The following is a 23,141-nucleotide window of genomic DNA, read 5'->3' as shown; positions in this document are numbered from 1 at the left end:
AAAGCGACCATGCCCCGTACCCTGTTAGTATATGAGACCGCAAAAAATGTCCAAGCGTCAAATGGGTCCGACGGTCACGCGCAGGTCGGCGACGAACGCGCCTTCCGAGTCCACCAGGATGGGGTTGAGCTCGGCCTCGCGTATTTCCGGGAAGTCCGTGGCCATCTGCGACATGGAAAGCAGAACGTCCTCGATGGCCGCCAGGTTTACCGGCTCCGATCCGCGCACACCCCGTAGCAGGGGAAACGATTTGATTTCGCGGACGATGTCCTGGACGTCGTGCAGGGCCAATGGAGCCAGCCGATAGCTGATGTCGTTCAGGACTTCGGCGGAAGGCCCGGCCAGACAGAAGGAGATGAGCGGGCCGAACTGCGGGTCCTGGGTGAAGCGGACCACGACCTCGCGGGCCTTGACCGGTCCCATGGTCTGGATCAGGCAGCCCGCGATATAGATGTCCGGGCGTTTGCGTTGGGTACGGGTGGTGATGTCGAGCCATGCCTCGCGCACGTCATGCGGCGTGTGCAGGTCCAGGGCGACGCCGTCGACCTCGCCTCTGCTGGCCAGGTGGGGCGATTCGATTTTGAGCGCCACGGGGTAGCCCATTTTCTTGGCCGCGCGTACGGCCTGGTCCGAGGTGCGCACCAGCCGCGTCTCGGGCACCGGCAGTTCGTAGGCCGCCGCGATGTCCATGGCGTCGTTGAAGGGCAGCTCGGTCACGCCCGCCCGGAGAGCTTTCTGGATGGTCCGTTCGGCGCGCCCTTTGTCGCGGCGGAAACAAACCTCCACCGGATAGGGGCGGTTTTTCCATCGGTAATGGGCAAGCATTGCCGAGATGGCCGTGACGGCCGGTTCCGGGTTTGCGTAGCAGGGGATGCCTGCCGCGAGGAGCATGTCCCGGCCGGGGCCGACGCGCTGGTCGCCCATGAAGGAAGCGAAGATCGGTTTGTCGCAGGTCTTGGAAATATCAATGATGACCTGGGCCGTCTCGGTGATCTCGGCCGAGGCCGTTGGCGTGAGCAGGACGAGGATGGCGTGGGTGGTTTCGTCCTCGGCGATGGCCTCCAGCGTGGCCCGGTACCGTTCGGCCTTGGCGTCCCCGATGATATCGATGGGGTTGTAGATGGACGCGAACGGCGGCAGGACTTTGGTTAGCCGGTCCAGGGTGGCCAGGGAGGGCCGGGCCAGGTTGAGCCCCGCGCCTTCGCAGGCATCGGCGGCGAGGATGCCGGGACCGCCGGAGTTGGTCACCACGGCGAGGTTCGGCCCCTGGGGCAGGGGCTGCTCGGAAAAGGCGCGCGCCAAATCGAACAGAGTCTCCAGGCTGTCCACCCGGATGATGCCCGCCTGCTTGAAGGCCGCCAATCCTGCTTCCACGCTTCCCGCCAGGGAACCCGTATGGCTTGAGGTGGCCCGCGCGCCCGCCGGGGTGGTGCCCGCCTTAATCATGATGACCGGCTTCTTTTCGGTCACGGCCCGCGCCCGGGTGAGAAATTTGCGGCCGTCGTCCACGGATTCCAGGTAGCCGATGATGACCTTTGTGTCCGGATCGTCGCCCAGGGCTTCGAGCACGTCCGCCTCGGACACGCCCGCCTTGTTGCCGAGCGAGATGAACTTGGAGAACCCGATGGACTCGCCTTCGGCCCAGTCCAGGATGGCCGAGCACAGGGCGCCGCTCTGGGAGAAGAAGGAGATGGACCCCTTGGCGGGCATGGCCTGCGCGATGCTGGCGTTCAGGGAAATGGATGTGTTGAACAGGCCGAGGGTGTTGGGGCCGAGCAGGGTGATGTTGCGCCTGCGGGCCAGGTCCGCCATTTTCATTTCGAGCTCAAAGCCGTCGCGGCCGGTCTCGCGGAATCCCGCGGTGATGACGCAGATGGCGTCCACCTGGGCGTCGGCCAGCTCGCGCATGGCTTGCAGGACCTGTTCGCGCGGCAGGACGATGATGCCGAGATCCGGTGGACGCGGCAGGTCCGCCGCCGAGGGGTGGACGGTCAGGCCGAGAATTTCTCCGCCTGCGGGATTGACGGGAAAGATTGTCCCCTTGTACCCTGCCGAGATTAAATTCGACAGGATGAGATGCCCGAGCTTGTGCGGGCTTCGGGACGCGCCGATGACGGCGATGGTTTCCGGATTGAATAGTTCGCGCAATTGGGCTTCGGGTTGCATAAAAAAGGGGGTTGAATGGATATCGCTGAGCTTCAGGATTGTATCCACCATAGGTTTGCCCAAGTCAAGTTCCTGGAGACCGCGCTGACCCACTCCTCGTTCGCCAATGAACAGAACGGTTTCGAGGATAATGAGCGGCTTGAGTTCTTGGGCGACGCAGTGTTGGAGCTGTGTATTTCCGAAGAGGGTTTCAAACGGTATCCGTCGGCTCACGAGGGACAGCTCACGCGCATCCGCTCGCAGTTGGTCAAGGAGCAGTCCCTGGCGGCCATCGCTCGGAATCTCAAGCTCGACGAGTACATCCGGCTTGGACGTGGCGAGGAGCTGCAAGGCGGCCGGGATCGCGACGCCCTGTTGGCCGACGCCTTCGAGGCAGTGCTCGGGGCGGTTTTTCTGGACAGCGGTTTCGAGGCCGCCCGGCGGACCATCCAGGAGATTTTCGAAAGCATGTGGCCCGCCCGGGCCATGTTGCCCGAGACCAAGGACTACAAGAGCCGGTTGCAGGAAGTGGCGCAGGATTTGTTCCGCGACCGTCCGGTGTACATGCTGGCCGGGACCAGCGGCCCCGAACACGAGAAGCTGTTCGAGGTTGAGGTGGCCCTGCCGCGCGGAGAGAAATTCCGAGGCGCGGGTACCAGCGTCAAGCGGGCCGAGCAGGAATCCGCCCGCATCGCCCTCGAATTCCTGGAAGAAGAATAGTCTCCCGCCAAAAGATACGGCAAACGACCGGAAACCATGCCCCGCGGGATGAACCGCGGGGCCGGTTTCCGATCGTCTTCAGTCGCGTCCGTCCAGTTGCGACTAGCCGCCGATGAGCTGCATGGCCATTCTCGGCAGGGAGTTGGCCTGTGCGAGCATGGCGACGGCGGACTGGGTGAGAATCTGGTTGCGCACGAACTCCGTCATTTCCTGCGCCACGTCGACGTCGGAAATGCGGGATTCGGCCGCCTGCAGGTTCTCGGCCTGGATTTCCAGGTTGGTGATGGTGTTTTCCAGGCGGTTCTGCATGGAACCGAGGTTCGCGCGAATCTTGTCCTTGGAGATGATCGCCTGGTTGATGGCCTCCATGGCGGCCTGCGCCAGGGCCTGGGTAGAGATGGCCTTGCCGGCGTTCTGGGCTTCCCAGGTGTCGCCGTTTCGCAGCGCGGCGGTATGGCCGAGGCCGAAGGCGGATGAAGTGGAACCCTGGATGGCCACGTAGTAGTAATCTTCCGCCGAGTCGTTGCCGGTGCCGAAGTGAATCTTCAGCGGGCCGGTGGACTGGAGGCCGGTGCCGTCGTGGTCCACGCCCGGATCACCGGACAGGTTGCCGTTGAGCAGATAAATTCCGTTGAAGTCCGTCGCGTTGGCGATACGGGTGATTTCCGAGGACATGGCCTGGTACTCGGAGTCGATAATCAACCGCTGGTCGGAGTTGTAGGTACCTGTGGACGCCTGCATGGCCAGCTCTTTCATGCGAATGAGCTTTTCATCGATGACCTGGAGCGCGCCGTCGGCGGTCTGGATCAGCGAGATCGCGTCGGATGCGTTGCGGATGCCCTGATGAAGGGAACTGATCTCCGAACGCATGAGCTCGCGGATGGCCAACCCGGCCGCGTCGTCAGCGGCGGTGCCGACTCGCAGACCGGAAGACAAACGCCGGGTGGAAACGCCGAGCCGTCCATAATGCTCGGACAGGTTTCTCTGGGCGTTCATCGCCATGAGGTTGTGGTTAATGACTAAAGACATCAGAACCCTCCTTGTTCGATTCTCAAATCCATTTGGCGAACATTAAGCATCATGTGTGCCAACTTAACTTTGTTAAGTAATATTAAGGTTCTGACTATCTAAATAAAGTCTAGAAGGGCCATTTTTTCCCCTTGTCGGACGGGGCGGCAAGCCTTGTCCGTCAAGGGTTCGTCAATATTTGCCGCCTGTCGCCGTCGGCTTGCGGGGTGGTTTTGTTTGCCTTGCAGGCGGGTTATGTTGTTTGGGGTGAGGTTTTGGCAGGGGCTTTTTCACGAGGCGGTGCGCAAGCTCGGTAAGTCGTGCGCGCCTTTGGCGCGAGAGCCAGTGTGGAGGCTTTGCCTCCTCAGCTTCCATGCCCTCCCGGCGGGGTCCATTTCTTTTGCTGGCCCAAAAGAAATAGACGAAAGAAAAGGGCCTTGCACGAGCTTGGCCGCCCGCAGGATCTTCGGCAAGAATCCGATCCGCTCGGGTCGGCTCCACCCGATCAAAAGTATAGGTCCTTCTCTGGTGGACAGCTCCCCACTCTCGGTAGCACTTTCTTGGTCGTAACAGGAGCCGCCGTCCCTTCGCGGTCGGCTTCTACGCCGCTGATCCAGGGCTGGAGTTGAGTTATTCTTCACAGGAGCTTGGTCGCGGGAGAGGGCTTATTTGCGGGATGGTGCGCCAGCTTGATAAGGCAGGCGCGCCTTTGGCGCGAGAGCCAGTGTGGAGGCTTTGCCTCCTCAGCTTCCATGCCCTCCCGGCGGGGTCCATTTCTTTTGCTGGCCCAAAAGAAATAGACGAAAGAAAAGGGCCTTGCACGAGCTTGGCCGCCCGCAGGATCTTCGGCAAGAATCCGATCCGCTCGGGTCGGCTCCACCCGATCAAAAGTATAGGGCCTTCTCCGGTGGACAGTTCCCCATTCTCGGTAGCACTTTCTTGATCGTCACAGGAGCCGCCGTCCCTTCGCGGTCGGTTTCTACGCCGCTGATCCAGGGCTGGAGTTGAGTTATTCTTCACAGGAGCTTGGTCGTGGGAGAGGTCTTATTTGCGGGATGGTGCGCCAGCTTGATAAGGCAGGCGCGCCTTTGGCGCGAGAGCCAGTGTGGAGGCTTTGCCTCCTCAGCTTCCATGCCCTCCCGGCGGGGTCCATTTCTTTTGCTGGCCCAAAAGAAATAGACGAAAGAAAAGGGCCTTGCGCCAGCCCGGCCGCCCGCAGGATCTTCGGCAAGAATCCGATCCGCTCGGGTCGGCTCCACCCGATCAAAAGTATAAGTCCTTCTCTGGTGGCCCGCTCCCTACTATCGATAGCACTTTCTCGATCGTCACAGGAGCCGCCGCCTCTTCGCGGTCGGCTTCTAGGCCGCTGATCCAGGGCTGGGATTGGCGATTCTCCGCAGGAGCTTGGTTGCGGGAGAGGGGGGCTTTTTGCTGGAGGATGTGCCAGCTTGTTAGGGCTGTGAGAGCCAGTGTGGAGGCTTTGCCTCCTCAGCTTCCATGCCCTCCCGGCGGGGTCCATTTCTTTTGCTGGCCCAAAAGAAATAGACGAAAGAAAAGGGCCTTGCGCCAGCTTGGCCGCCCGCAGGATCGTCGGCAAGAATCCGATCCGCTCGGGTCGGCTCCACCCGATCAAAAGTATAGGGCCTTCTCTGGTGTACAGTTCCCCACTATCGGTAGCACTTTCTTGGTCGTAACAGGAGCCGCCGTCCCTTCGCGGTCGGCTTCTACGCCGCTGATCCAGGGCTGGAGTTCGTAGTGCCTTTGAAGGTGTGCGGTCGCCTTTGGGCGTTCATTGGAGGCCGAAGAGCCCGAAATAGAGCCTTTCCGCGTTGGAAGACAGAACCTCGCTGGCGCGGAAGACCATTCGAAAGCCGGGGCCTAGAGCCTGTTTGAAGCGGCGAAGCGTAGGCCGACTGCGTCTGCCGGAGGCAGACATCCTGTCGGCCAGCGAAAGCCGCTACAGGCTCTTGGCCACTGCTTTCGGGAGCACGCAGGGCCAAAAAGCGCAGTTTTTGCTTCCTTTTTTCTGCGCCAGCAAAAAAGGAAGTCGCCGTAAAGGCGAAACAAAACGTAACGATGCCGTGCACCGTAGAACGCGAAGCGCGGCATCCCCAACCGCGCTACTCCCTCCTTCCCCAAAAAAAGTGCGGATACCGCGCACCCATGCCGCGTTAAAAAAACGGCCCCGCTGTGCATCGCACTGCGGGGCCGCCGGGTGTGCCCTTGCCCCCTGTGGGTAGCAGGGGGCCTTGGAGAAGGACGTCTATCAGTATGGGTTACTTGAGACCATTGTTCGCCTACCGCTTCATGGAGATGACTTCGCCGAGCATCGAATCCACGGTGGTGATGACCTTGGTGTTGGCCTGGAAGCCGCGCTGGGTGGTAATCATGCTGACAAACTGCGTGGCCATGTCCACGTTGGACATTTCCAGGGAGTTGCCGTCGATGGTTCCCTTGCCGGTGCTGCCTGCCTGGCCGGTGAGGGCCGGGCCGGAGTCCAGCGTTTCGGAGAACAGGTTTCCGCCCTCGCGCCGCAGCCCGTGCTTGTTGGTGAAGGTGGCAAGGGTGACGGCGTAGAGTTCCAGAACCTGTCCGTTGGAGTAGTGTCCCGAGATGATACCTTCACGGGAGACCGAGATGTTTTGCAGGATGCCCGCGGAGTAGCCGTTCTGGCTCTGGTACAGGGTGGAGGAGCCGCCGGTGTCGAAGCTCTGGGTGGCCAGGGCGCTGACCGCCGGGTCCTTGAAGTTGGCCAGGTAACCTGTGTTTCCGATCTCGTCGCCGACCATGGCCGCAGTGGTGGGCAGGTTGCCCAGGCCGCCGCCCCAACCGATGGTCACGGCTCCGTCGCCATTGCTCGACAGATTCTTGTTGGAGATGCCGAAGTCGATCTGGAGGGGGGTGGCGTCGACGGCTTCGGCCGTGCTGGCGTTGGATTTGCCCAGGAAGTTGGCCGTACAGACCGGGAAACCGCTGGTGGAGAAGTTCGCCAGGCTCCAGTTGTTCAGGTCCTTGATGTTCGTGCCGCCGTTGGACTTGAGCGTGTACGCGCTCATGCCCGAAAGCTGGCCGGTGGTGAAGGTCAGGGTGCCGACCATGAGCACGCCCGCGGCGGAGGTCTGGCCCTCGCCGATGGAGGTCATCATGCCGTTGGCGCCCGAGAGGACGCGGCGGTCCGCATTGGGCTCGCAGGTGACCATGTATTCCCAGACGGTGTTGCCGCCCGCGTTGCTCGTGGTGACGGGGTCGAAATACACGGTCAGGTTGTGGGCCGTGCCGATGTCGTCATAGACCTTGAGCGTGGTCGAGTAGGCGTACAGGGTGGACGCCAGCGGCGTCTCGGCCGAACCGTCCCAGTTGTTGAACATGGCGAAATAGGGATCGTCGGGGTTGGTGGAGCTGTCCGCGGCCGAGGGGTCCAGGTTGGTGACGATGGACACGTTGGTGGTCGCGTTGGGCTCGGACTGGAAGTTCTCCATGCGGATGTTGGTGGGCGTGCCGATGATCCGGGCGGAGTTGGAGCTTTCCGTGGTGCTCGACGAGGTCGTGGTCACCGTGGTGGTGTTGCGCTCGATCTCCCATCCCTGGAGTACGTAGCCGTGGGGGTCCACCAGGAAGCCGTCGCTGTCGAAGCGGAAGTTGCCCGCCCTGGTGTAGTATTTCATGTCCTCGCCCATGGGGGAGACCACGAAAAGTCCTTCGCCGGAAATGGCCATGTCGGTGGCTTCGGTGGACGATTCCAGGGCACCCTGGCCCCAATCTGAGTAGATGGTCGACACGCGCACGCCGCGTCCGACCTGGCCCACGCCGTTGACCGTGGCGAAGTCGGCGCTGGCGAGGTCCTCGAACTGCATCATGGCGCCCTTGAAGCCCGTGGTGTTCACGTTGGCCAGGTTGTTGCCGATGACCGTCATGCGTTCCGAGTGTACCGTCAGGCCGGAAATACCCGAGAACAGTGATGCTCCTAAACCCATATTAACCTCCTAATCTCTTCTCCAAGAGCCCCGGACCGCCGTCGGTCCGGAGTGAAATATTGCGTGCCGTCGCCTACGCGTCGGTGTCCGTGCCGTTGCCTTCATCCGAGGTGTCGGTGGAGTCGACAACCGAGGACGCGTCGGGATCGACGACTTCCTTGACGTTCAGCATACTGACGAATCGGCCGTCCTCCAGACGCAGGTACTGGGTGCCGTCCTCCGTGACCACGCCGTCCACCCGGCCGGAAATCTCGGTCTGGACCATGACGTAGTCGCCGTCGGTGTCCTGGCCGAGAATGCCCACGCCGTACTGGCCGTCGGGCAGGAGATCGCCGTCCTCGTTCTTTCCGTCCCAGGTGTACTGATAGGTCCCGGCTTCCTTGCTGCCGAGCTCCACGGTCCGGACGATGGCTCCTTCGGAATCGTAGATGTTCATCATGATGCTGGTGACGGCCTCGCCGAAGCCGTAGTAGATGGTCGAGGAATTGCCTTCGGTCAGGCTGACCTTGTAGCCCTCGGCCTTGACTTCCTTGCCGATGAAGCTGACGGCGGTGAGGATGTCGTTCTGGGACATGCTCTTGTTCAGGGAGTCGATGCCGTCGTTGATGTTGGTTAACTGCTCCAGGCTGGAGAACTCCGCCAACTGGGAGGTCATCTCGGTGTCCTCCATGGGGTTGAGCGGGTCCTGATGCGTGAGCTGCGCCACCAGAATGGTCAGGAATGCGTCCTGGTCCAGGCTCGTTTTATGGTCGGGCGAGTTGGAAGCGGTAAGCCGTTCTTCCTGTTGCCCGAGATATACTCCGGTAGTGTCTACGTAACCCATGATAGCCCTCGTTTACGCGATAAGGTGCAAGCCCTGATCGGAAGGAATTACCCGTTCTCCGACGGATTGCACGTCCTGGGCCACACCGCCCGTATTTTGTTCCCGCATGGTGCGCATGTGGCTGCGCATGGCGATCATGACTTCCCGCTCACGGGACAGGTTGTGTTGGCTTTCGCCGAACCATCCGTTGAAGCTCTGGTTGTCTGCGAGCCCGGTCTGGACATCCAGCTTCTCCACTTTCAGCCCTTGAGCTTCTAAAGAATTCTTAATAATATTAAGGTTGTCGGTGATGACCTTGTGGGAGTCGGAGTTCTCGGCGCGGATGGTGGCACTGACCTCCTTGCCCTGGACCGAGAGCACGATGGACAGCTTGCCGAGGTTCTCGGGAGTGAGTTGCAGGGTAAGTTGTCTGGCGCCGTTTTTCAGGGTCTTGATGATCGCCTGGTCCACTTGTTTGAGGACTTTGGGGGCGGAAACTTTTTCCCAGGCCCGGGCATTGGTTCCGGTTGCGGACTGCTGAATCGTGACGGCCTTGGCTTCTGTGCCCACGGCCTCGGCGTTCCGGGCGGCGTCGGTCTTGGCGGAGCCGTCCTCCCGGACCCTGTCGAAGAAATTGTTCCATTTGCGGTCGTGTTCGGCCTCGGGGTCCATGTCCTGTTCACCGGCTTCTCCGGGCACGACGGCATCGGGCTTGACATCGGCCCTGCCATCGGCGGCAGCGTGGTCTTGCCTGCGGACCGTGTTGTCGGACGGGGCGTCCTTGCGGTTACGGAATGCCTGGGCCAGCTCTTCGCGGACGGTGGTGTCGGCCTTGTCTTCGGCCACGCGGGGCTTGAGGTCCACCGCCTCGTTCACCTGGGCCGCCGCTGAACTTTCCTTGTGCTTGTCGCCCATGACCGCGGCGAACGCCTTGCCCACCGCCTTGACCAGCTTCTGATCCTTCAAGTCCAGCCCGGCCAGTTCCTGGCGGATGCGGGTGAAGGCCTGCTTCACGTCCTTGGGCAGGGTGTTGGAGGCAAAGAGTTCCTGGAACCGGGTAACGAATTCCCTGGAGAGTCCCATGGCCGATACGAAGGCCTCGACCTCGTCCTTGGTGAACAGGAGCTGCTGGTCCTGCGGCATGGCGTCGAGCCGCGCCTCCACCTGCTTCAGGACCTTGTCGAATTGTCCCTTTTCCAACTGGTCGACGAGTTTCGAGGAGTCCTTTTCGGTGAACCCGAGCTTGTTGAAGAATCCGGCAAGGGACACCTTCTGTTCGTCGGTCATCTCGCCTTTGCGGGACTCGGCCAGCTTCTCGGCTACCGTGGAAACGAATTGCCCCCAGGTCATGCCCTCTTCGGATTCGACCTGCTCCTCGATGGCGGCGATCTCCTCCTCGGACATGCCGTATTCCTTGAGATCGTCGCGGACCGCGTCCAGATCGTCCATGGTCATGCGGCTGTCCAGTCCTGCCTCGTCCGCCGTTTCGTTTATATCGGGAGTGGTCTCCGAGGTTCCTACCCCGGCTGCGTCGATGGCCGTATTCCCTTCTTCCTCTTTCTCCGCGCCGGGCGTGGAGTCGAGCATCTTTTCCCTGTGCGTCACCGGGGCCAGGGAGAGTTCGCTCTCGACTCTCTCGGTGTGCTCGGTGAACAGCTCGGCGAAGAGGGCGCGCTTCTCGTCCTTTGCGTCGGCAGTGGCGGTCTGGGCGGTATTTTTGCCCGAGGTTGCCATCTTGACCAACTGGACGGATGCGGTGGAAGCCGCTTCTTTGGCGATGCCGGGAATATTTTGCATGTTTTTCTCCTTCGGCACGAATTCAATCAAAAGCCGTGCCAAATGGAAAAGCTGTAATATCGGAAGGTTGTGGAGTTCGGCAGGGGGAAGAAAAGACCTGTTTCGGCCGTTCGGGAGGGGAGAAGCTAGGCGCAGACGGCCACGAGTCGTTCGAGCAGGGTCAGGACGCGGCCCCAGGCGGGCCGGGAGTAGTCGTTGTTTTTCAGGTACATGTCGGCGAAGCCGGTGAACGGCTTGGCCATGGCCGGGCTGGCGGTCCAGAAGGACTGGTCGAGGGGGGCTCCCGAGCGCAGGCCGAGTTTGAACCGGCGACCCATTTCAGGGATGTGCCCGAGCAATGCGGCGGCCTCTTCGGGCGCGCCCTGGGCGAGGCGGGACCATGCTTCGGCGGCCTTTTCGTTGCTCCAGAGCCCGAAGAGCGCGCCGAAGCACGTCTGCCAGAATCGGGAGGCGAGCCGTTCGGCGTCGGGCCGGGTCTTGTCCAGGCGTTTGAGGCAATAGAGGCCGAGGTCCGAGCGGCCGGTTTCGAACAGGGCCAGCCCGGGCAGCTCCATGCGGTCCAGGCGGGCGGCGTCCGCTGGTCCGGCCAGCCGTCTGGCCAGGGCGGCGACCCTGCCCGGAGTGAGCGGCGCATGGCATTTGAGGGAGTCCTCGGTGCATTGCCAGCAGCCCTTGGCGCAGGGCAAGTCGGCGCGGAGCACGTAGTGGCCGGGGACGAACGGGCCGGTTTCCCATGGGTTGACGTTGCCCATGGACAGGTTCAGGCACTTGAGCCCGGTCCAGGCGGCCAGGTGCATGGGGCCGGTGTCGGGGGTGATGAACAGGGCCAGCGTCTGGCCCACGGCCCCGAACTCGTCGAGTCCGAGGGTGCCGCAGAGGTTCAGGGCCGGGCCTTTGGCCAGCCTGGCCGTTTCCGCTCCGAGGGCTTTTTCGGCCGGACCGCCGAAGAGCACCGGGCGCAGCCCGCGTCCGTGGAGTTCATCCACCAGCGCGGCCCAGAACGCGGCGTTCGGGCGTTTGGCCGCGTCGCTCGCTCCGAGAAAGAGGCCGACCTTGTTGCTGCCCGGCAGAGTTCGGGGCGCGGAAAAGCTGGTGGCGGCGATGTCCGCGAAGGGCACGGCGTCCAGACCGTTCAGCTCGCCCCAATGGAAGCGGTTGTAAAGATTGTTGCGGACCAGTGAGGCGCGGTAGAGCTGCCAGTCGCCGTGTATGCGCCGGGAGCCGTCCTTGTCGCGGACCGACCCGAGTCTGGCCTCGGTCTTCAGGCGGCCAGCGAGGACGGCGGCCTTTTCCCTGATGGACAGATTCAGGACCAGTTCGAATTCCTTGCGTTCCAGGTGGGCCGCCCCGGACCACGGGAAATAGGTCGCGGGCGGGGAGAGCTTCATGAGCGGTTCGTAGAAGGATTCCTCGGCAGCCACGTAGATGGGGTGGCCGGGATGGCGGCGGGCCAGCCAGAGCATGAGCGGATAGGAGAGGATCAGGTCTCCCATGCGCTGCATCTGTAATATGAGGATGGGCTTTTTCGCCATGGCCTACCCGAAGGTCTGGCGCATGGTCTCCATGAGGGAGGTCATGCGATGGTCGTAGGTGTGCTCGGCCAGGACCCGTTTGCGGGCCGCCGAGGCCACGGCTTTGCGGGCGGCCGGGTCGGCCAGGTAGCGTTCCACCAGGCCGGGGATGTCGTCCGGAGTCGGGTAGCAGACAATTTCGGTTTCCGGCTCGAACAGGGCCTCCATCTGGCGGCGGTGGTCGGTGAGCAGGAAGCCGTTGCAGCAGGGCACGTCGAAGACCCGTTGGTTGACCGCGCCCTTCATCTGCTGGCTGGTGCAGTTGAAATTGATTTCGCTCAGGGGATAGAAGTCGGGCAGGTCCTCGTAATAGGAAAGCTCGGGGTGGTAGTGCCAGCCGGTTTGCGTCCGGAGCAGCTCCTGCCAGCCCGTGTCGCCGACGATGAGCGGGTGAAAGGGCAGGGTGCGCGACACGCAGTCCAGCCGGTAGAGCAGTGTTGCCTGCCAGGTGACGAAGGTTTCGAACGCGAGTTCCCTGGCGGGATCGTCGAGGGCGGTGTACGCGGCGCGGACTTCGGGGAAATGTTCGGCCATGAACGGTCCGGCCAGTTGCGCCGAGGAGCCCGCGAACGCCTTCGCCACTTCCATGCCCGCCCGGAACAGGGCTTCGGACGGATTCGCCGCCCTGGCCCGCAGCAGGGTCTTGGTCAGCATGGAGTTGCCCACGAAGGAGATGGGGGCGCGCCACGCCTCGACAGGGGCGGCCCGATGGGGCGTCAGCCGGGTGGGGTCGGCGCCCAGCGGCAGGTGAAAGACGTGTTCGAAGCCCATGGTTCGGAGCGAGTCCACGGTGTCCAGGTCCCAGGTGAACAGGGCTGTGCGGGCTTCGTGCAGGCATTTGTACGCCCCGAGGATGAGGTGCGGGTTGTCCACGAACCAGGAGGCCAGGGGCAGACCGTGACGGCGCAATAGCGAGGCGAGCACGCCCTCCCGGTCCACGCCCAGGTGGTTGACCGTGAGCACGAAGTCGGGCCGGAACGTCTCGAAGGCGTCGGTCATGGCGGCCACGAATTCGTCGAGGTCCATTTCCCGTGTGCCGAAGTCCAGGAGGAGGTGCTCCACGCCGAGCCTGCGGCAGGCGGCCTCCAGTTCGCCGATAAGAAAATACCGGCTGGTGAGCAGGAGGATGCGCGGTGCGGCGTTGCGGAATTTCGGCCGGGTTGTCGGGGATTCTTGCATAGCTCCCATCTCTATCGGCCGGGTGGGCTTTTGTCTACAGGTCCCGGCCCCGGCAGGCGGCGTCCTTGGATTTGTACATGGCTCGATCCGCCCTGTGGGTCATGGATTCCAGGGTATCGCCTTCCTTGAACCGGGCCATGCCGTAGCAGAAGGAGACCGGAATCTCGCGCTGTTCGTCGGTCAGGGCGCAGCTCACGCGCTCGGACAGGACTCTGGCTTCCTTGATTCCGCCGTCCAGAAGAATGAGAAATTCGTCGCCGCCCCAGCGGGCCAGGGTGTCGGAGGGCCGAATGATCCGCCGGGTGGTGGCGGCCACGTCCTTGAGCACGTTGTCCCCGGCCAGATGTCCATGCTGGTCGTTGATGGCCTTGAATTTGTCCAGGTCCAGGATGACCGCCGAGAAGGGCGCGCCGTAGCGGTCCGCCTTGTAGGCGAACCTGTCGAAGGCTTCCTCCAGGGCGCGGCGGTTGGCCGCCCCGGTCAGGGGGTCGGTCTTGGCCAGCCGTTCCAGCCTGCCCTGGTAGTGATTGATGGTGAGGGTGCAGAGAACGATGATGAGGATGGACGACAGCAGGCCGATGCTCACGGTGCGGATGAGGTTGTCGCGCGCCGACGCCAGGGCCGAGGATTCGCACTGTTCCACGATGAGGAACCATTTCAGCTCCGGGATGTACCGGGTGGACAGGAGAAAATGTTCGCCGTTCAAGTCGTATTGGAAACTGCGCGAGTTGTCTCCCGGCTTGAGAATGGATTGGGCCACGTCCTGGATGCCCGGGGTCTCGGTGATGTAATCGCGCTCGATGCGCGATGTGTCGCGGTGGACCTGGACCAGTCCGTCCTGGTCCACCAGGTAGACCTCGCGGCCGTAGTCGCGGCGGGCCTTCTCCAGCAGCCCGGTGACCCGGTCGACATTCACGCCCACCCCGGCCACACCGAGGAGTTTGCCGCTGTTGTCCAGCACCCGGAAGTTGACGAAGATGGTCAGCTTCCCGCCCTCGGACTCGTTGGTGTCCACGTCCAGGTCGAACTCCACGTTCTGGCGGAGAAAGGCGTAGAACCACACGTCGTGCGGGTCCCGGGCACCGATCTTCTTGAGGATGCCGTCCTGGTAATAGTAGTTGTCGGTCGAGGCGGAGACGAGGAACGTGGTCAGGAAGCCGTACTTGTCCCGCAGGTCCGAGAGGTAGCGGGTGACGGCTTCGAGGTCGCCCTCGCCGTCTTCTATCCAGCTCTTGAGGAAGGCGTCATTGGCCATGGACGTCGCGGCCAGGATGGGCCGGAGCATGTCCGAATGGACTTCCGAATAGATGTTCTTGCCGGTCAGGGGGAGGGCGGAGTTGAGGAGCTCTTCCCGGATCGTGGCCCTGGTGAAGGCGTAGTTGATAAGGCTGGTGGTCAGGAAGGTGGCCAGCAGGATCAGGGTCAGGGCGGCGATAAGCTTGGTTTTTGCGGACATGGGATGCCGGGGTGGAGCGTGGACGCGGGGGGAGGCGGCGCGGTTAGAGCTCGTCGGAATCGAGAATGATGGTTACGGGTCCCCAGTTGGTGAAGTCCAGGAGCATTTCAGCGCCGAATCGGCCCGTGGCGAAGCCCCCCGGCGCGAGCTTGCGCGCGTCTTCGGTGAACCTGTCGAACAGGGATTCCGCGACGTAGGGATGGCAGGCGTCGGTGAAGGACGGGCGGCGTCCCTTGCGGCAGTCCGCGTAGAGCGTGAACTGGGAGACGAGCATCAGATCGCCCTTGATGTCGCTTAGGGAAAGGTCGAATTTGCCGCTCTCGTCCGGGAAGACGCGCATGTTGAACAGTTTGTCGAGCATCTTGCGCCAGGTCGGGGTGTCGGGAAAGTCCGCCTTGTCCGCGCCGCCGAATCCGACGAGCGCGAGCAGGCCGGTGCCTATCTCTCCGACCGTAGCGTCCTGCACCGTGACCTTGGCGTCCGAAACACGCTGGATGACGATGCGCACGGCTAGCCTTCTTTTCCCGGGGCCGGAGCGGTTTGCTCCATGCCTTGGCCCGGAGCGGTCCGCTCCACTGCGGGCAGCGGGCAGCCGGACTGGTCCACACGTTCGCAGCCGCGATACATGGTGCCGAACACGAAGAAGCAGACAAAGGCCAGAAAGGCGATGCCGCCCAGGATTCGTTTGGGGTTGGACCGGCTGTCCTTGGGGATGAGCAGGGAAGTCATGATCTTCCCGTAGGACATTCCGTTGATTTCGCCGCGTTTCTCGTCTCGCTCCGTCGACATTATTCTTCCCAGTAGGTGGCCTTGGACGAGTTTTTCTCCGAGACGGAGACCTCCACCAGGGAAACGTTTTCAGGCAGGGTGCCCTTGAGGTTCCGGTAGATGAACATGGCCAGATTCTCGGAGGAGGGGTTGATCTCGGTGAAGCACTCCACCTCGTTGAGGTGCTTGTGGTCGAGCTTTTCCAGCACGGCCTTGGTGCGCTGCTTCAACTCCTTGAAGTCCACGAGGTACTGGACCTTGGGGTCCAGGGTGTCGCCCTCGACCACCACTTCCACGCCGAAGTTGTGGCCGTGCATGTTCTCGCACTTGCCGCAGTAGTTGCGCAGTTGGTGCGAGGCCGAAAACTCCTGGGTGATGGTCAATTTCCATTTGCCGGGCATTATCTGGACTCCTTGTATTCGTGCGGCCTCATGCGTCCGTCGCGGAACGCCTCGGCCGGATATTTCCGTTCGTTGGTGTCGCATTTTTCGTGGGCCGCCGCAACCAGGTCGATGCCCAGTTCGTCGGCCAGCCTGACCAGATATATGAGCACGTCCGACATCTCTTCGGCAACGGCTCGCTTTCGATCGCCCGCCACGGTGCGGCTTTCCTCGGGGGTGAGCCACTGGAACAGCTCGTTCAGTTCCCCGACCTCTCCGGTCAGGGCCATGACTAGGTTCTTGGGCGTCTGGTGTTTCTGCCAATTGCGCTCTTCCACGAACCGCCGGTGCCGTTCGTTGAGCTCGTCAAGTGAATCGTTCATGGCGCATGGTTGCCAGCGCGGCGGGGTTTGTCAACAAACAAAAAGCGGCCCCGCATATGCGGGGCCGCTATGGTTCGGGAATCGTGGCGTTCGGTCTAGCGGCGGAAGCGCCGGAAGAGAGCCAGGCCGGTGAGGCCGAGGCCCATGAACAGCCAGGTTGCCGGCTCGGGCACCGGGGGAGTCTGAGAGACGGTGCCGGGCATGATGTACGCCTGTTCGTAGCCGCTGTTGAGCGAGGTCATGTTGATGTCGATGGAGATCATGTCGTAGGGGCTGTTCCCGTCGTTCCAGGCGAACAGGAAGTCGTTCAGTCCGGGAGCGATGACCGCGTAGGCCGCCCGGTCGGAACCCAGGTTGTGGGCGAACGGACCGTACACCACGTCTTCCGAGCCGCAGGACACGGGGGACTGGCCGGCGTCGAGGCATATGTCGCCGCCGGAAAGGACATAGTCCGTACCCGCGGTGGGCAGGTTGTCAGGCAGGGCCGGAACGTAGCCTGCGCCGTGCGCGTCATAGGCGTAGGGGTCGCCGCCGTACACGCCGGAGCCGTCGCCGTTGGTGCTGGTCAGCTCGAAGAACATGGACTCGGCCGACTCGTCGGAAGAGCTCCAAATCTCGATCTGGGCCCAAACCCAGAGGTTCTGCTGGGGCACGCCGTCAACGACGTTGTCGGACTGGTTGTTGTTGAAGAAGAAGATGGGGGCCTGCCCGTCCAGATAGGAGACCAGGCTGGCGATGGTCGCGTCCCAAGTGCCTTCCCGGTCGTTTTCCAGGGCCGGAGGCGGGTCGGTCACGGTGCCGGTGCCGAAGGTGGGGCCGCCGCTCGCGCCGCCCGGGGTCTCGTAGGCGTTGTCCATGCCCGGGAAGTTTTCGTTGACCGGGGTGCCGGCCGCGCCGGTGGCGATGACCACGGTATCCTTGATCTGGCCGACCGAGGACTGGACATCGTATTCGTCACCCAGGAATTCCTTGAGGATGGGAAGCGAATATGAATAGAAGTTGCCGTATGTGACGGCATATCCGGAGTCCGCCGTGGGCAGGTTCAGCGCTTCGGCCCTATCGGCTTGGGTGAAGGCGATTATGCCGACGATGAAAAGAAGGGTAATGACGAATCTCTTCATGATTATTTCCTTTTGCTAAAGAGTCTAAAGCGGAACGTGCAGGTTCGCTTTTAAGAATGATCAGCAAAATGTGGGCCATTTTTAACTATCCGAGATAATGGAAAGTATAAGGCAAATAGCCCCCTCCCAAGGTGTGAAAAAATCCGACATTTAAAAAAAATTTACACATTTGATGTTTGGATAGATTGTTTTTATGGCTTGAATAGGCAAATGCGGCAAAAAGCGGTGTGGATTCTTAAGAGAGTAGTGCGCCGGGACGTTGCGCGGCGTCCCGGCGCTCAAGCCGCCTCAAGGGGCGGCTTTGGGCGCGGAAAGCTATATCTTCGAAAATCGGGAGGTTGCTTGTCGGGCGCGCGTGTAAGGATTACCGACACGCCCGAGCGGGGATGGGGGACTACAGAAGCTCGGCTTCGGCCTCGGCGCGGTACGCTTTGGCGTCGCCGTTTTGCCACGCCTCCACTTCCTTCCAGAAGTCCCGGCCGGGGAAGACCTTCCAGCCGTTGCCCAGCCGAAGGTTGATTACGGATTCGCGGGTGATGATGCCGAGGTTGACGCTGGTGGTGCCGGGATAGCGTTTCAGGATCACCTTGAGCGCGTTGAGGTGGGCGTCCACGGCGTTCTTTTCGCCGATCCAAAGGGACACGGGCTGGTCCGATCCCTGGGCCGCGTCGGCCAGGAGCTGGACCTTGTCGGCCAGTATCTTGGCGGACTTGGGAGCGTCCTCGGGGCCGCCGGGTTCTTCGCGTACATCGATCTTTCCCAGAACCAGCAGGGGGCGGTCCGCGTCGAGCAATTCGCGCGCCTCGGCGTAGACATTGGGCAGCATGGTGATCTCGCCGTACGTGGTCAGATCCTCGGCGGAGCAGAAGGCCATGGGGTCGCCCTTGCGGGTGATGAACTGCTTGTAGTCCGGGATGATTACGGCCACGCGGACTTCAGTGCCGTTGGGGATGGTCTTGCATTCCTCCAACGTCACGGTGCGCAGCCGTTGCATGTCGTGCCGGTAGGCCAGCAGCGGGTGCCCGGACAGGAAGAAGCCGAGGACCTCCTTTTCGAGCTGAAGCTTCTCGCGGTCGTCGAACTCCTCGCACAGGGAGCAGGTGGGCGTGACGGAGCCGTCCTTCTTTTCCCCGCCGCCGAGCATGTCGAACATGTTGAGCATCCCCGATTCTTTTTCCTTGGCCTTTTTCTGGCCCAGGGCGACGGCCTTGTCGAGGTCCTCCAGCAGGGCGGCGCGGGAGCAGGAGAAGCAGTCCAGCGCGCCCGCCTTGATGAGCGATTCGAGGACTCGCTTGGTCACGCGGCGCAGGTTCACGCGCTCGCAGAAATCGAAGATGTTGGAGAACGGACCGTTCGCCGTGCGCTCGGCCGCGATCTCGTTGATGGCTTCTTCGCCCACGTTCTTGATGGCCGCCATGGCGAACAGAATTTCCCCGTCCTTGACCGAAAATCGCGCATGGCCCGAGTTGATGTCCGGCTGGCGGACCGTGATCTCCATGTCGCGGCAGGCGTTGACGTACATGATGATCTTTTCGGTGTTGTTCATTTCCGTGGACATGAGCGCGGCCATGAACTCCACCGGGAAATGGGCCTTGAGATAGGCGGTGTGGTAGGAGATGAGCGCATAGGCCGCGGAGTGGGACTTGTTGAAGCCGTATGCCGCGAATTTCTCCATGGTGTCGAAGATGTCGTTGGCCACGGCGTCGTCGATGCCGTTTTCCCGCGAGCCTTCGAGGAAGCGGGAACGCTGCTTTGCCATCTCCTCGGTGATCTTCTTACCCATGGCGCGGCGCAGCAGGTCGCCTTCACCCAGAGAATAGTTGGCGATGACCATGGCCGTGGCCATGACCTGCTCCTGGTAGACCATGACCCCGTAGGTGGGTTTGAGGGTCTCCTCAAGCGACGGGTGGGGGTAGGTGACCTCGATCTCGCCGTGCTTGCGCATGATGAATTCGTCGACCATGGAGACCCCGTGGGAGCCGATCATGCCCAGGGGGCCCGGCCGGTACAGGGCGAGCATGGCGACGAGGTCTTCAAAGCGGTCCGGCCGGAGCATCCGCAGGTATTTGCGCATACCCGAGGATTCCACCTGGAAAATGCCGTCCGTGTCGCCTTTGGCGAAGATGGCGAAGGTGTCCGGGTCGTCCAGGTGCAGGGTGTCCAGGTTCGGCGCGGTCTTGCCCTGTTCGCGGATGATGTCCAGGCAGTCCTCGATGACCGTCATGGTTCGCAGACCCAGGAAGTCGAACTTGATGAGGCCGACTTTCTCGACCTTCTTCATGTCGAACTGGGTCACGATTTCGCCCTTCTTCCCCTTGTAGAGAGGAAGGTACTCGGTCATGGGCTTGTTGGAGATGACCACGCCCGCCGCGTGCGTGGAGGCGTGGCGGCACAGTCCCTCCAGCCTGGTGGAAATGTCTATGAGCTTGGCCACCTTGGGATCGGTGGCGACCATGTCGTCCAGCTCGGCCACGGCCTTGACCGCGTTCGGCACGGTGATCTTGGCCTTGTCAACGCCGAGCAGCTTGGCCATGACCGCCGGGTCGTCGGGGATGAGCTTGGCGATGCGGTCGGTCTCGCCAAAGGTCATGCCCATGGCGCGGCCCACGTCCTTGATGACCGCCTTGGTCTTCATGGTTCCGAAGGTAGTGATCTGAGCCACCCGGTCCGTGCCGTACTTCTGGGCGCAGTACTTGACCACCTCAAGGCGGCGCCGCTCGCAGAAGTCCACGTCGATATCCGGCATGGATACGCGCTCCACGTTGAGGAAGCGTTCGAACAGCAGATCGTAGGGGAGCGGGTCGAGGTTGGTGATCTTGAGCGACCAGGCCACGATGGAGCCTGCGGCGGAACCACGGCCGGGCCCGACCGGGATGCGGTGGTCCTTGGCCCAGTTGATGAAGTCCTGAACGATGAGGAAGTACGCCGGGAAGCCCATCTCCTTGATGACGCCGAGTTCGTAGTCCAGCCGTTTCCAGTATTTTTCCTCGTCCACCTCATAAGTGATGGTGTTCAGGCGGCGTTGCAATCCCTCGCGGCAGAGGCGGTCGAACTCCTCGTTCATGGACACGCCTTCAGGCAGCTCGTATTCCGGGAAATAGTAGTTGCCCAGCTCGATTTCGAGGTTGCACATTTCCGCGATGCGCTGGGTGTTCTGGATGGCCTCGGGCACGTGGGCGAACGCGCGCTCCATCTCTTCCGGGGTCTTGAAGTAGAGTTCGCGGGTTTCCATGCGGAACCGCTTCTCCGCGTCCACCGTGGTCTGGGTCTGGATGCAGAGCAGGGTGTCGTGCGCTTCGTAGTCCTCGGCGGTCAGGTAGTGGCAGTCGTTGGTGGCCACCAGGGGGAGGCCGGTTTCCTCGGCGCACTTTATGAGCAGCTCGTTGAGCCGGGTCTGCTTGGATATGCCGTTGTCCTGAAGCTCCAGATAGAAATTCCCGGGGAAGATGGATTCGTAGACCCGTGCCGTTTCCACGCCCGCCGCGAGCCCCTCGTTCATGAGCTTGCGGGGCACCTCGCCCGCCAGACAGGCGGACAGGGCTATAAGCCCTTCGGAGTGTTTCTTCAGCAAGTGCTTGCAGACACGGGGTTTATAGTAAAAGCCGTCCAGGTAGCCGGTGGAGACCAGTTTGATGAGGTTCTTGTACCCGCGCTGGTTCTTGGCCAGCAGGACCAGGTGGTAGCCGCCGCCGTGATCCTTGCGAGTGTGCGCATCCTCATCGTCCAGATCGCCCGGGGCCACGTAGACCTCGCAACCGATGATCGGCTTGATGCCCAACTCCTTTGCGGCCATGAAGAAGACCACGGCTCCGTACATGGACCCGTGATCGGTGATGGCCACGGCCGGCATACCCAAATCCTTGGTCCGGGTAAGCAGGTCTTTGATTCGGATGGCGCCGTCCAGGAGGCTGTATTCGGTATGGACGTGAAGATGAACAAATTCGGCCACTTGATGATACTCCTTGTGGTGGAAGAATGATAATAGCGTAAAGCCGTTGGGACTGCCAGAGGAGATTCCCGGGCCGGTGCGGAAGCGGATGATACGCTTTGACTATTGACCATATGTGCGTGATCCGGTTAACCCAATTGAGAAAAATAATCCTTTTCCCGGAGTTGGTCCGGCAGGCGGGAGCGAAATGTCAGGACAAGCCGAAACCAAGGTCGACGAGCGAAAAATACGGGAGATAATCAACTCCCGGGATGTGACCCCTCTTTTCCAGCCCGTCGTTTCCATCTCCACCAAATCCATCGTTGGCTTTGAAGTCTATTCCCGAGGCGGCCAACACAACGGGATCGGTTCGGAAGCGCTCTTCAGCGAGGACCTGAGCCCGGACGTCATCGTGGAGGTGGATCGGCTGTGCAGGGCGCGGGCCTTGGAGCAGTTCAAGCCGATCCATGCGCATTACGGGCAACTGCTCCTGTTCCTGAACGTCAATCCGCTCATCATTCCGGAGGTCGGCCGGCAGAGCATGTTTGTCGTGGATCAGATCAAGGCCGCGGGAATTCCCCTGTCCAACGTGATCCTGGAATGCCCCTTGAACGCTCCATATCTCGGCGAAATCGAGGCGTATACGCGGTCCCTGCGCGAGGTGGGGCTCATGGTCTGCCTCGACAACTGCGCCGTGGACCATCCCTTCAGCCATATTTTGTCCCGGGTCAAACCCGCCTACGTCAAGATCAACCGCTCATTCTTCGCCGGGGATGGGGACGAAGGCAATTCCCGCAGGACCTTGGAGGCGTTCATGGATCAGGCCTGCCGGGTGGGCAGCGTGGTCGCGGCCCAGTGCGTCGAGAGCGAGGAGGAATCCCTTCGCCTTCTGTCGGCCGGAGTCCAATTGCAGCAGGGCTATTACTATGCCAAGGAGGACGGGGCTCCGGGCGACGATCCGGCCCGGCAGTTCTTCGACAAGATGGCGACGGTTCACAAAAAGTACAAGGCCAAGAAGCACCAGCAGGTCCGGGCAAAGAAGGAACTGTTCAGTGACATCTTTCGAACCGCGACCTCCATCTGCAACAAGCTCGCGAATATGACCGAGGACAGGTTCGACGACGTGTGCCGGTCTCTGGTGCAGGGCCGAAAAGGAGTTATTTCCCTGTTCGTTGTGGACGACAGGGGAGTGCAGGTTACCCACCGGGCGCATCGCGGCAAGGGAGCTGGCGCGGTCCGGGGCACGCCCAAGGGAGCGGACCTCTCGGCCGAGGATTACGTGCTCTATCTCGATATGGGCTACGACAAGTTCGTCACGCAGCCTTTTGTCTCGGCTTATACCGGGGAGCGGGCCTGCATGGTGAGCCGTCCGTTTTTCAGCCTTAGCGGTTTGCGCTACACGGCCTGCATGGAGATGGCCTGCCAGGCAGGCTGTTGACATCCCGGCGCGGACGCGGTCCATTGCCGGAACAGACTTCCGACCTGGAGATGCCGTGGAATCGCTGACCGACGTGACCGCTTATTTGTGGGGGAGACTGCCCCTGATTCTGCTCTTCGCGTGCGGGTACCTCGTGTACCAGCTCATGGCCGCGACGCGCATCACGGACGGATTCGTTGCCTGGGCGCTCAGGCGCAGCAAGGGAAAAGCCTCGCGGGTCCTGCTCTATATCATTGCGGCTTCTGCGGCGCTTTCCTCCTTTATTCCCAACACGATCACGGTTCTGACACTGATCCCGATGCTGAAGAGGCTGGACCGCGGTTTCGCTGACCGTGGCGTGACGGGCATGACCACGGTGCTCATGTGTTCTGCCATCTACGGCGCGGCCATCGGGGGCATGGGGTCCATGATAGGCTCGCCGGCCAACGCCGTGCTCTTCGCGGCCCTGGACCTGTTCGAGGTGGCGGGGCG

The 23,141-nt window shown here is 61.9% G+C and carries 17 protein-coding genes (1 of these 17 cut by a window edge); 3 read left to right on the top strand and 14 right to left on the bottom strand.

Going from position 1 to position 23,141, the window contains the following annotated elements; translation table 11 throughout:
- Window positions 1-57: 57 nt before the first annotated feature.
- The gene (locus tag LF599_RS15930; protein WP_279523114.1) at window positions 58-2,166 is read right to left on the bottom strand and encodes an acetate--CoA ligase family protein; all 2,109 of its coding nucleotides are present in this window, start codon (window positions 2,164-2,166) and stop codon (window positions 58-60) included.
- Window positions 2,167-2,181: 15 nt separating this feature from the next.
- On the opposite strand from LF599_RS15930, the gene rnc reads away from it, so the two are divergent.
- On the top strand, window positions 2,182-2,865 hold the full coding sequence (gene rnc / locus LF599_RS15925; protein ID WP_269940183.1) for a ribonuclease III: 684 nt from the start codon (window positions 2,182-2,184) through the stop codon (window positions 2,863-2,865).
- Window positions 2,866-2,967: 102 nt separating this feature from the next.
- On the opposite strand, the gene LF599_RS15920 is transcribed toward rnc, so the two are convergent.
- From LF599_RS15920 to dnaE, 13 genes are all read right to left on the bottom strand, one after another.
- Complete coding sequence (locus LF599_RS15920; RefSeq protein ID WP_279521477.1) at window positions 2,968-3,894, bottom strand: flagellin; 927 nt, start codon at window positions 3,892-3,894, stop codon at window positions 2,968-2,970.
- Window positions 3,895-6,170: 2,276 nt separating this feature from the next.
- Window positions 6,171-7,847 (bottom strand): flagellar hook protein FlgE, encoded by a 1,677-nt coding sequence (locus LF599_RS15915; RefSeq protein ID WP_279521476.1) that lies wholly within the window; start codon window positions 7,845-7,847, stop codon window positions 6,171-6,173.
- A 73-nt stretch (window positions 7,848-7,920) separates the two neighbouring features.
- Complete coding sequence (locus tag LF599_RS15910; RefSeq protein ID WP_279521475.1) at window positions 7,921-8,670, bottom strand: flagellar hook assembly protein FlgD; 750 nt, start codon at window positions 8,668-8,670, stop codon at window positions 7,921-7,923.
- Window positions 8,671-8,682: 12 nt separating this feature from the next.
- Window positions 8,683-10,446 carry a flagellar hook-length control protein FliK gene (locus LF599_RS15905; RefSeq protein WP_279521473.1) on the bottom strand — a complete coding sequence of 588 codons (1,764 nt, stop codon included), beginning with the start codon at window positions 10,444-10,446 and terminating at the stop codon, window positions 8,683-8,685.
- A gap of 125 nt (window positions 10,447-10,571) precedes the next feature.
- Window positions 10,572-11,978, bottom strand: a complete 1,407-nt coding sequence (locus LF599_RS15900; RefSeq protein WP_279521472.1) for a glycosyltransferase family 9 protein — start codon at window positions 11,976-11,978, stop codon at window positions 10,572-10,574.
- A gap of 3 nt (window positions 11,979-11,981) precedes the next feature.
- Window positions 11,982-13,196, bottom strand: a complete 1,215-nt coding sequence (locus LF599_RS15895) for a CgeB family protein (RefSeq protein WP_279521471.1) — start codon at window positions 13,194-13,196, stop codon at window positions 11,982-11,984.
- A gap of 34 nt (window positions 13,197-13,230) precedes the next feature.
- Window positions 13,231-14,652: a sensor domain-containing diguanylate cyclase gene (locus LF599_RS15890; RefSeq protein ID WP_279521470.1), complete on the bottom strand. Its 1,422-nt coding sequence runs from the start codon at window positions 14,650-14,652 to the stop codon at window positions 13,231-13,233.
- A gap of 43 nt (window positions 14,653-14,695) precedes the next feature.
- Window positions 14,696-15,160: a D-aminoacyl-tRNA deacylase gene (dtd, locus tag LF599_RS15885; protein WP_279521469.1), complete on the bottom strand. Its 465-nt coding sequence runs from the start codon at window positions 15,158-15,160 to the stop codon at window positions 14,696-14,698.
- Window positions 15,161-15,162: 2 nt separating this feature from the next.
- A complete protein-coding gene (locus LF599_RS15880; RefSeq protein WP_279521468.1) occupies window positions 15,163-15,441 on the bottom strand; it encodes a hypothetical protein in 279 nt (92 codons plus the stop codon).
- On the bottom strand, window positions 15,441-15,821 hold the full coding sequence (queD, locus tag LF599_RS15875; RefSeq protein WP_269940172.1) for a 6-carboxytetrahydropterin synthase QueD: 381 nt from the start codon (window positions 15,819-15,821) through the stop codon (window positions 15,441-15,443). The genes LF599_RS15880 and queD overlap by 1 nt, the downstream gene beginning before the upstream one ends.
- Entirely contained in the window at window positions 15,821-16,183 is a 363-nt protein-coding gene (locus LF599_RS15870) for a nucleotide pyrophosphohydrolase (RefSeq protein ID WP_279521467.1), read from the bottom strand. The genes queD and LF599_RS15870 overlap by 1 nt, the downstream gene beginning before the upstream one ends.
- Before the next feature lie 95 nt (window positions 16,184-16,278).
- Window positions 16,279-17,304 carry a PEP-CTERM sorting domain-containing protein gene (locus LF599_RS15865; RefSeq protein WP_279521466.1) on the bottom strand — a complete coding sequence of 342 codons (1,026 nt, stop codon included), beginning with the start codon at window positions 17,302-17,304 and terminating at the stop codon, window positions 16,279-16,281.
- Window positions 17,305-17,698: 394 nt separating this feature from the next.
- Window positions 17,699-21,253 (bottom strand): DNA polymerase III subunit alpha, encoded by a 3,555-nt coding sequence (gene dnaE, locus LF599_RS15860; RefSeq protein ID WP_279521465.1) that lies wholly within the window; start codon window positions 21,251-21,253, stop codon window positions 17,699-17,701.
- Between the two features lie 187 nt (window positions 21,254-21,440).
- Between dnaE and LF599_RS15855 the strand changes: the two genes are divergently transcribed.
- Window positions 21,441-22,670, top strand: coding sequence for an EAL domain-containing protein (locus tag LF599_RS15855; RefSeq protein ID WP_279521464.1), 1,230 nt, complete (start codon window positions 21,441-21,443; stop codon window positions 22,668-22,670).
- Between the two features lie 55 nt (window positions 22,671-22,725).
- Window positions 22,726-23,141 carry the 5' portion of an SLC13 family permease gene (locus LF599_RS15850; RefSeq protein ID WP_279521463.1) on the top strand. It continues 832 nt past the right edge of the window, so only the first 416 of its 1,248 coding nucleotides appear in the window; the start codon lies at window positions 22,726-22,728; the stop codon falls past the right edge of the window.

Origin of the sequence: Pseudodesulfovibrio thermohalotolerans (assembly GCF_021353295.2) — a bacterium.
GTDB classification, from domain to species: domain Bacteria; phylum Desulfobacterota; class Desulfovibrionia; order Desulfovibrionales; family Desulfovibrionaceae; genus Pseudodesulfovibrio; species Pseudodesulfovibrio thermohalotolerans.
Note: the sequence above shows the minus strand (reverse complement) of the source record. Positions and strands in the feature narration are given on the sequence as shown.

Coding starts and splice junctions, on each gene's coding strand:
- LF599_RS15915 (WP_279521476.1), bottom strand. CDS start 7,847: ATGGGTTTAGGAGCATCACTGTTCTCGGGTATTTCCGGCCTGACGGTA.
- LF599_RS15895 (WP_279521471.1), bottom strand. CDS start 13,196: ATGCAAGAATCCCCGACAACCCGGCCGAAATTCCGCAACGCCGCACCG.
- LF599_RS15865 (WP_279521466.1), bottom strand. CDS start 17,304: ATGAAGAGATTCGTCATTACCCTTCTTTTCATCGTCGGCATAATCGCC.
- LF599_RS15890 (WP_279521470.1), bottom strand. CDS start 14,652: ATGTCCGCAAAAACCAAGCTTATCGCCGCCCTGACCCTGATCCTGCTG.
- queD (WP_269940172.1), bottom strand. CDS start 15,821: ATGCCCGGCAAATGGAAATTGACCATCACCCAGGAGTTTTCGGCCTCG.
- LF599_RS15900 (WP_279521472.1), bottom strand. CDS start 11,978: ATGGCGAAAAAGCCCATCCTCATATTACAGATGCAGCGCATGGGAGAC.
- LF599_RS15880 (WP_279521468.1), bottom strand. CDS start 15,441: ATGTCGACGGAGCGAGACGAGAAACGCGGCGAAATCAACGGAATGTCC.
- LF599_RS15930 (WP_279523114.1), bottom strand. CDS start 2,166: ATGCAACCCGAAGCCCAATTGCGCGAACTATTCAATCCGGAAACCATC.
- LF599_RS15910 (WP_279521475.1), bottom strand. CDS start 8,670: ATGGGTTACGTAGACACTACCGGAGTATATCTCGGGCAACAGGAAGAA.
- LF599_RS15870 (WP_279521467.1), bottom strand. CDS start 16,183: ATGAACGATTCACTTGACGAGCTCAACGAACGGCACCGGCGGTTCGTG.
- LF599_RS15905 (WP_279521473.1), bottom strand. CDS start 10,446: ATGCAAAATATTCCCGGCATCGCCAAAGAAGCGGCTTCCACCGCATCC.
- LF599_RS15920 (WP_279521477.1), bottom strand. CDS start 3,894: ATGTCTTTAGTCATTAACCACAACCTCATGGCGATGAACGCCCAGAGA.
- LF599_RS15855 (WP_279521464.1), top strand. CDS start 21,441: ATGTCAGGACAAGCCGAAACCAAGGTCGACGAGCGAAAAATACGGGAG.
- rnc (WP_269940183.1), top strand. CDS start 2,182: ATGGATATCGCTGAGCTTCAGGATTGTATCCACCATAGGTTTGCCCAA.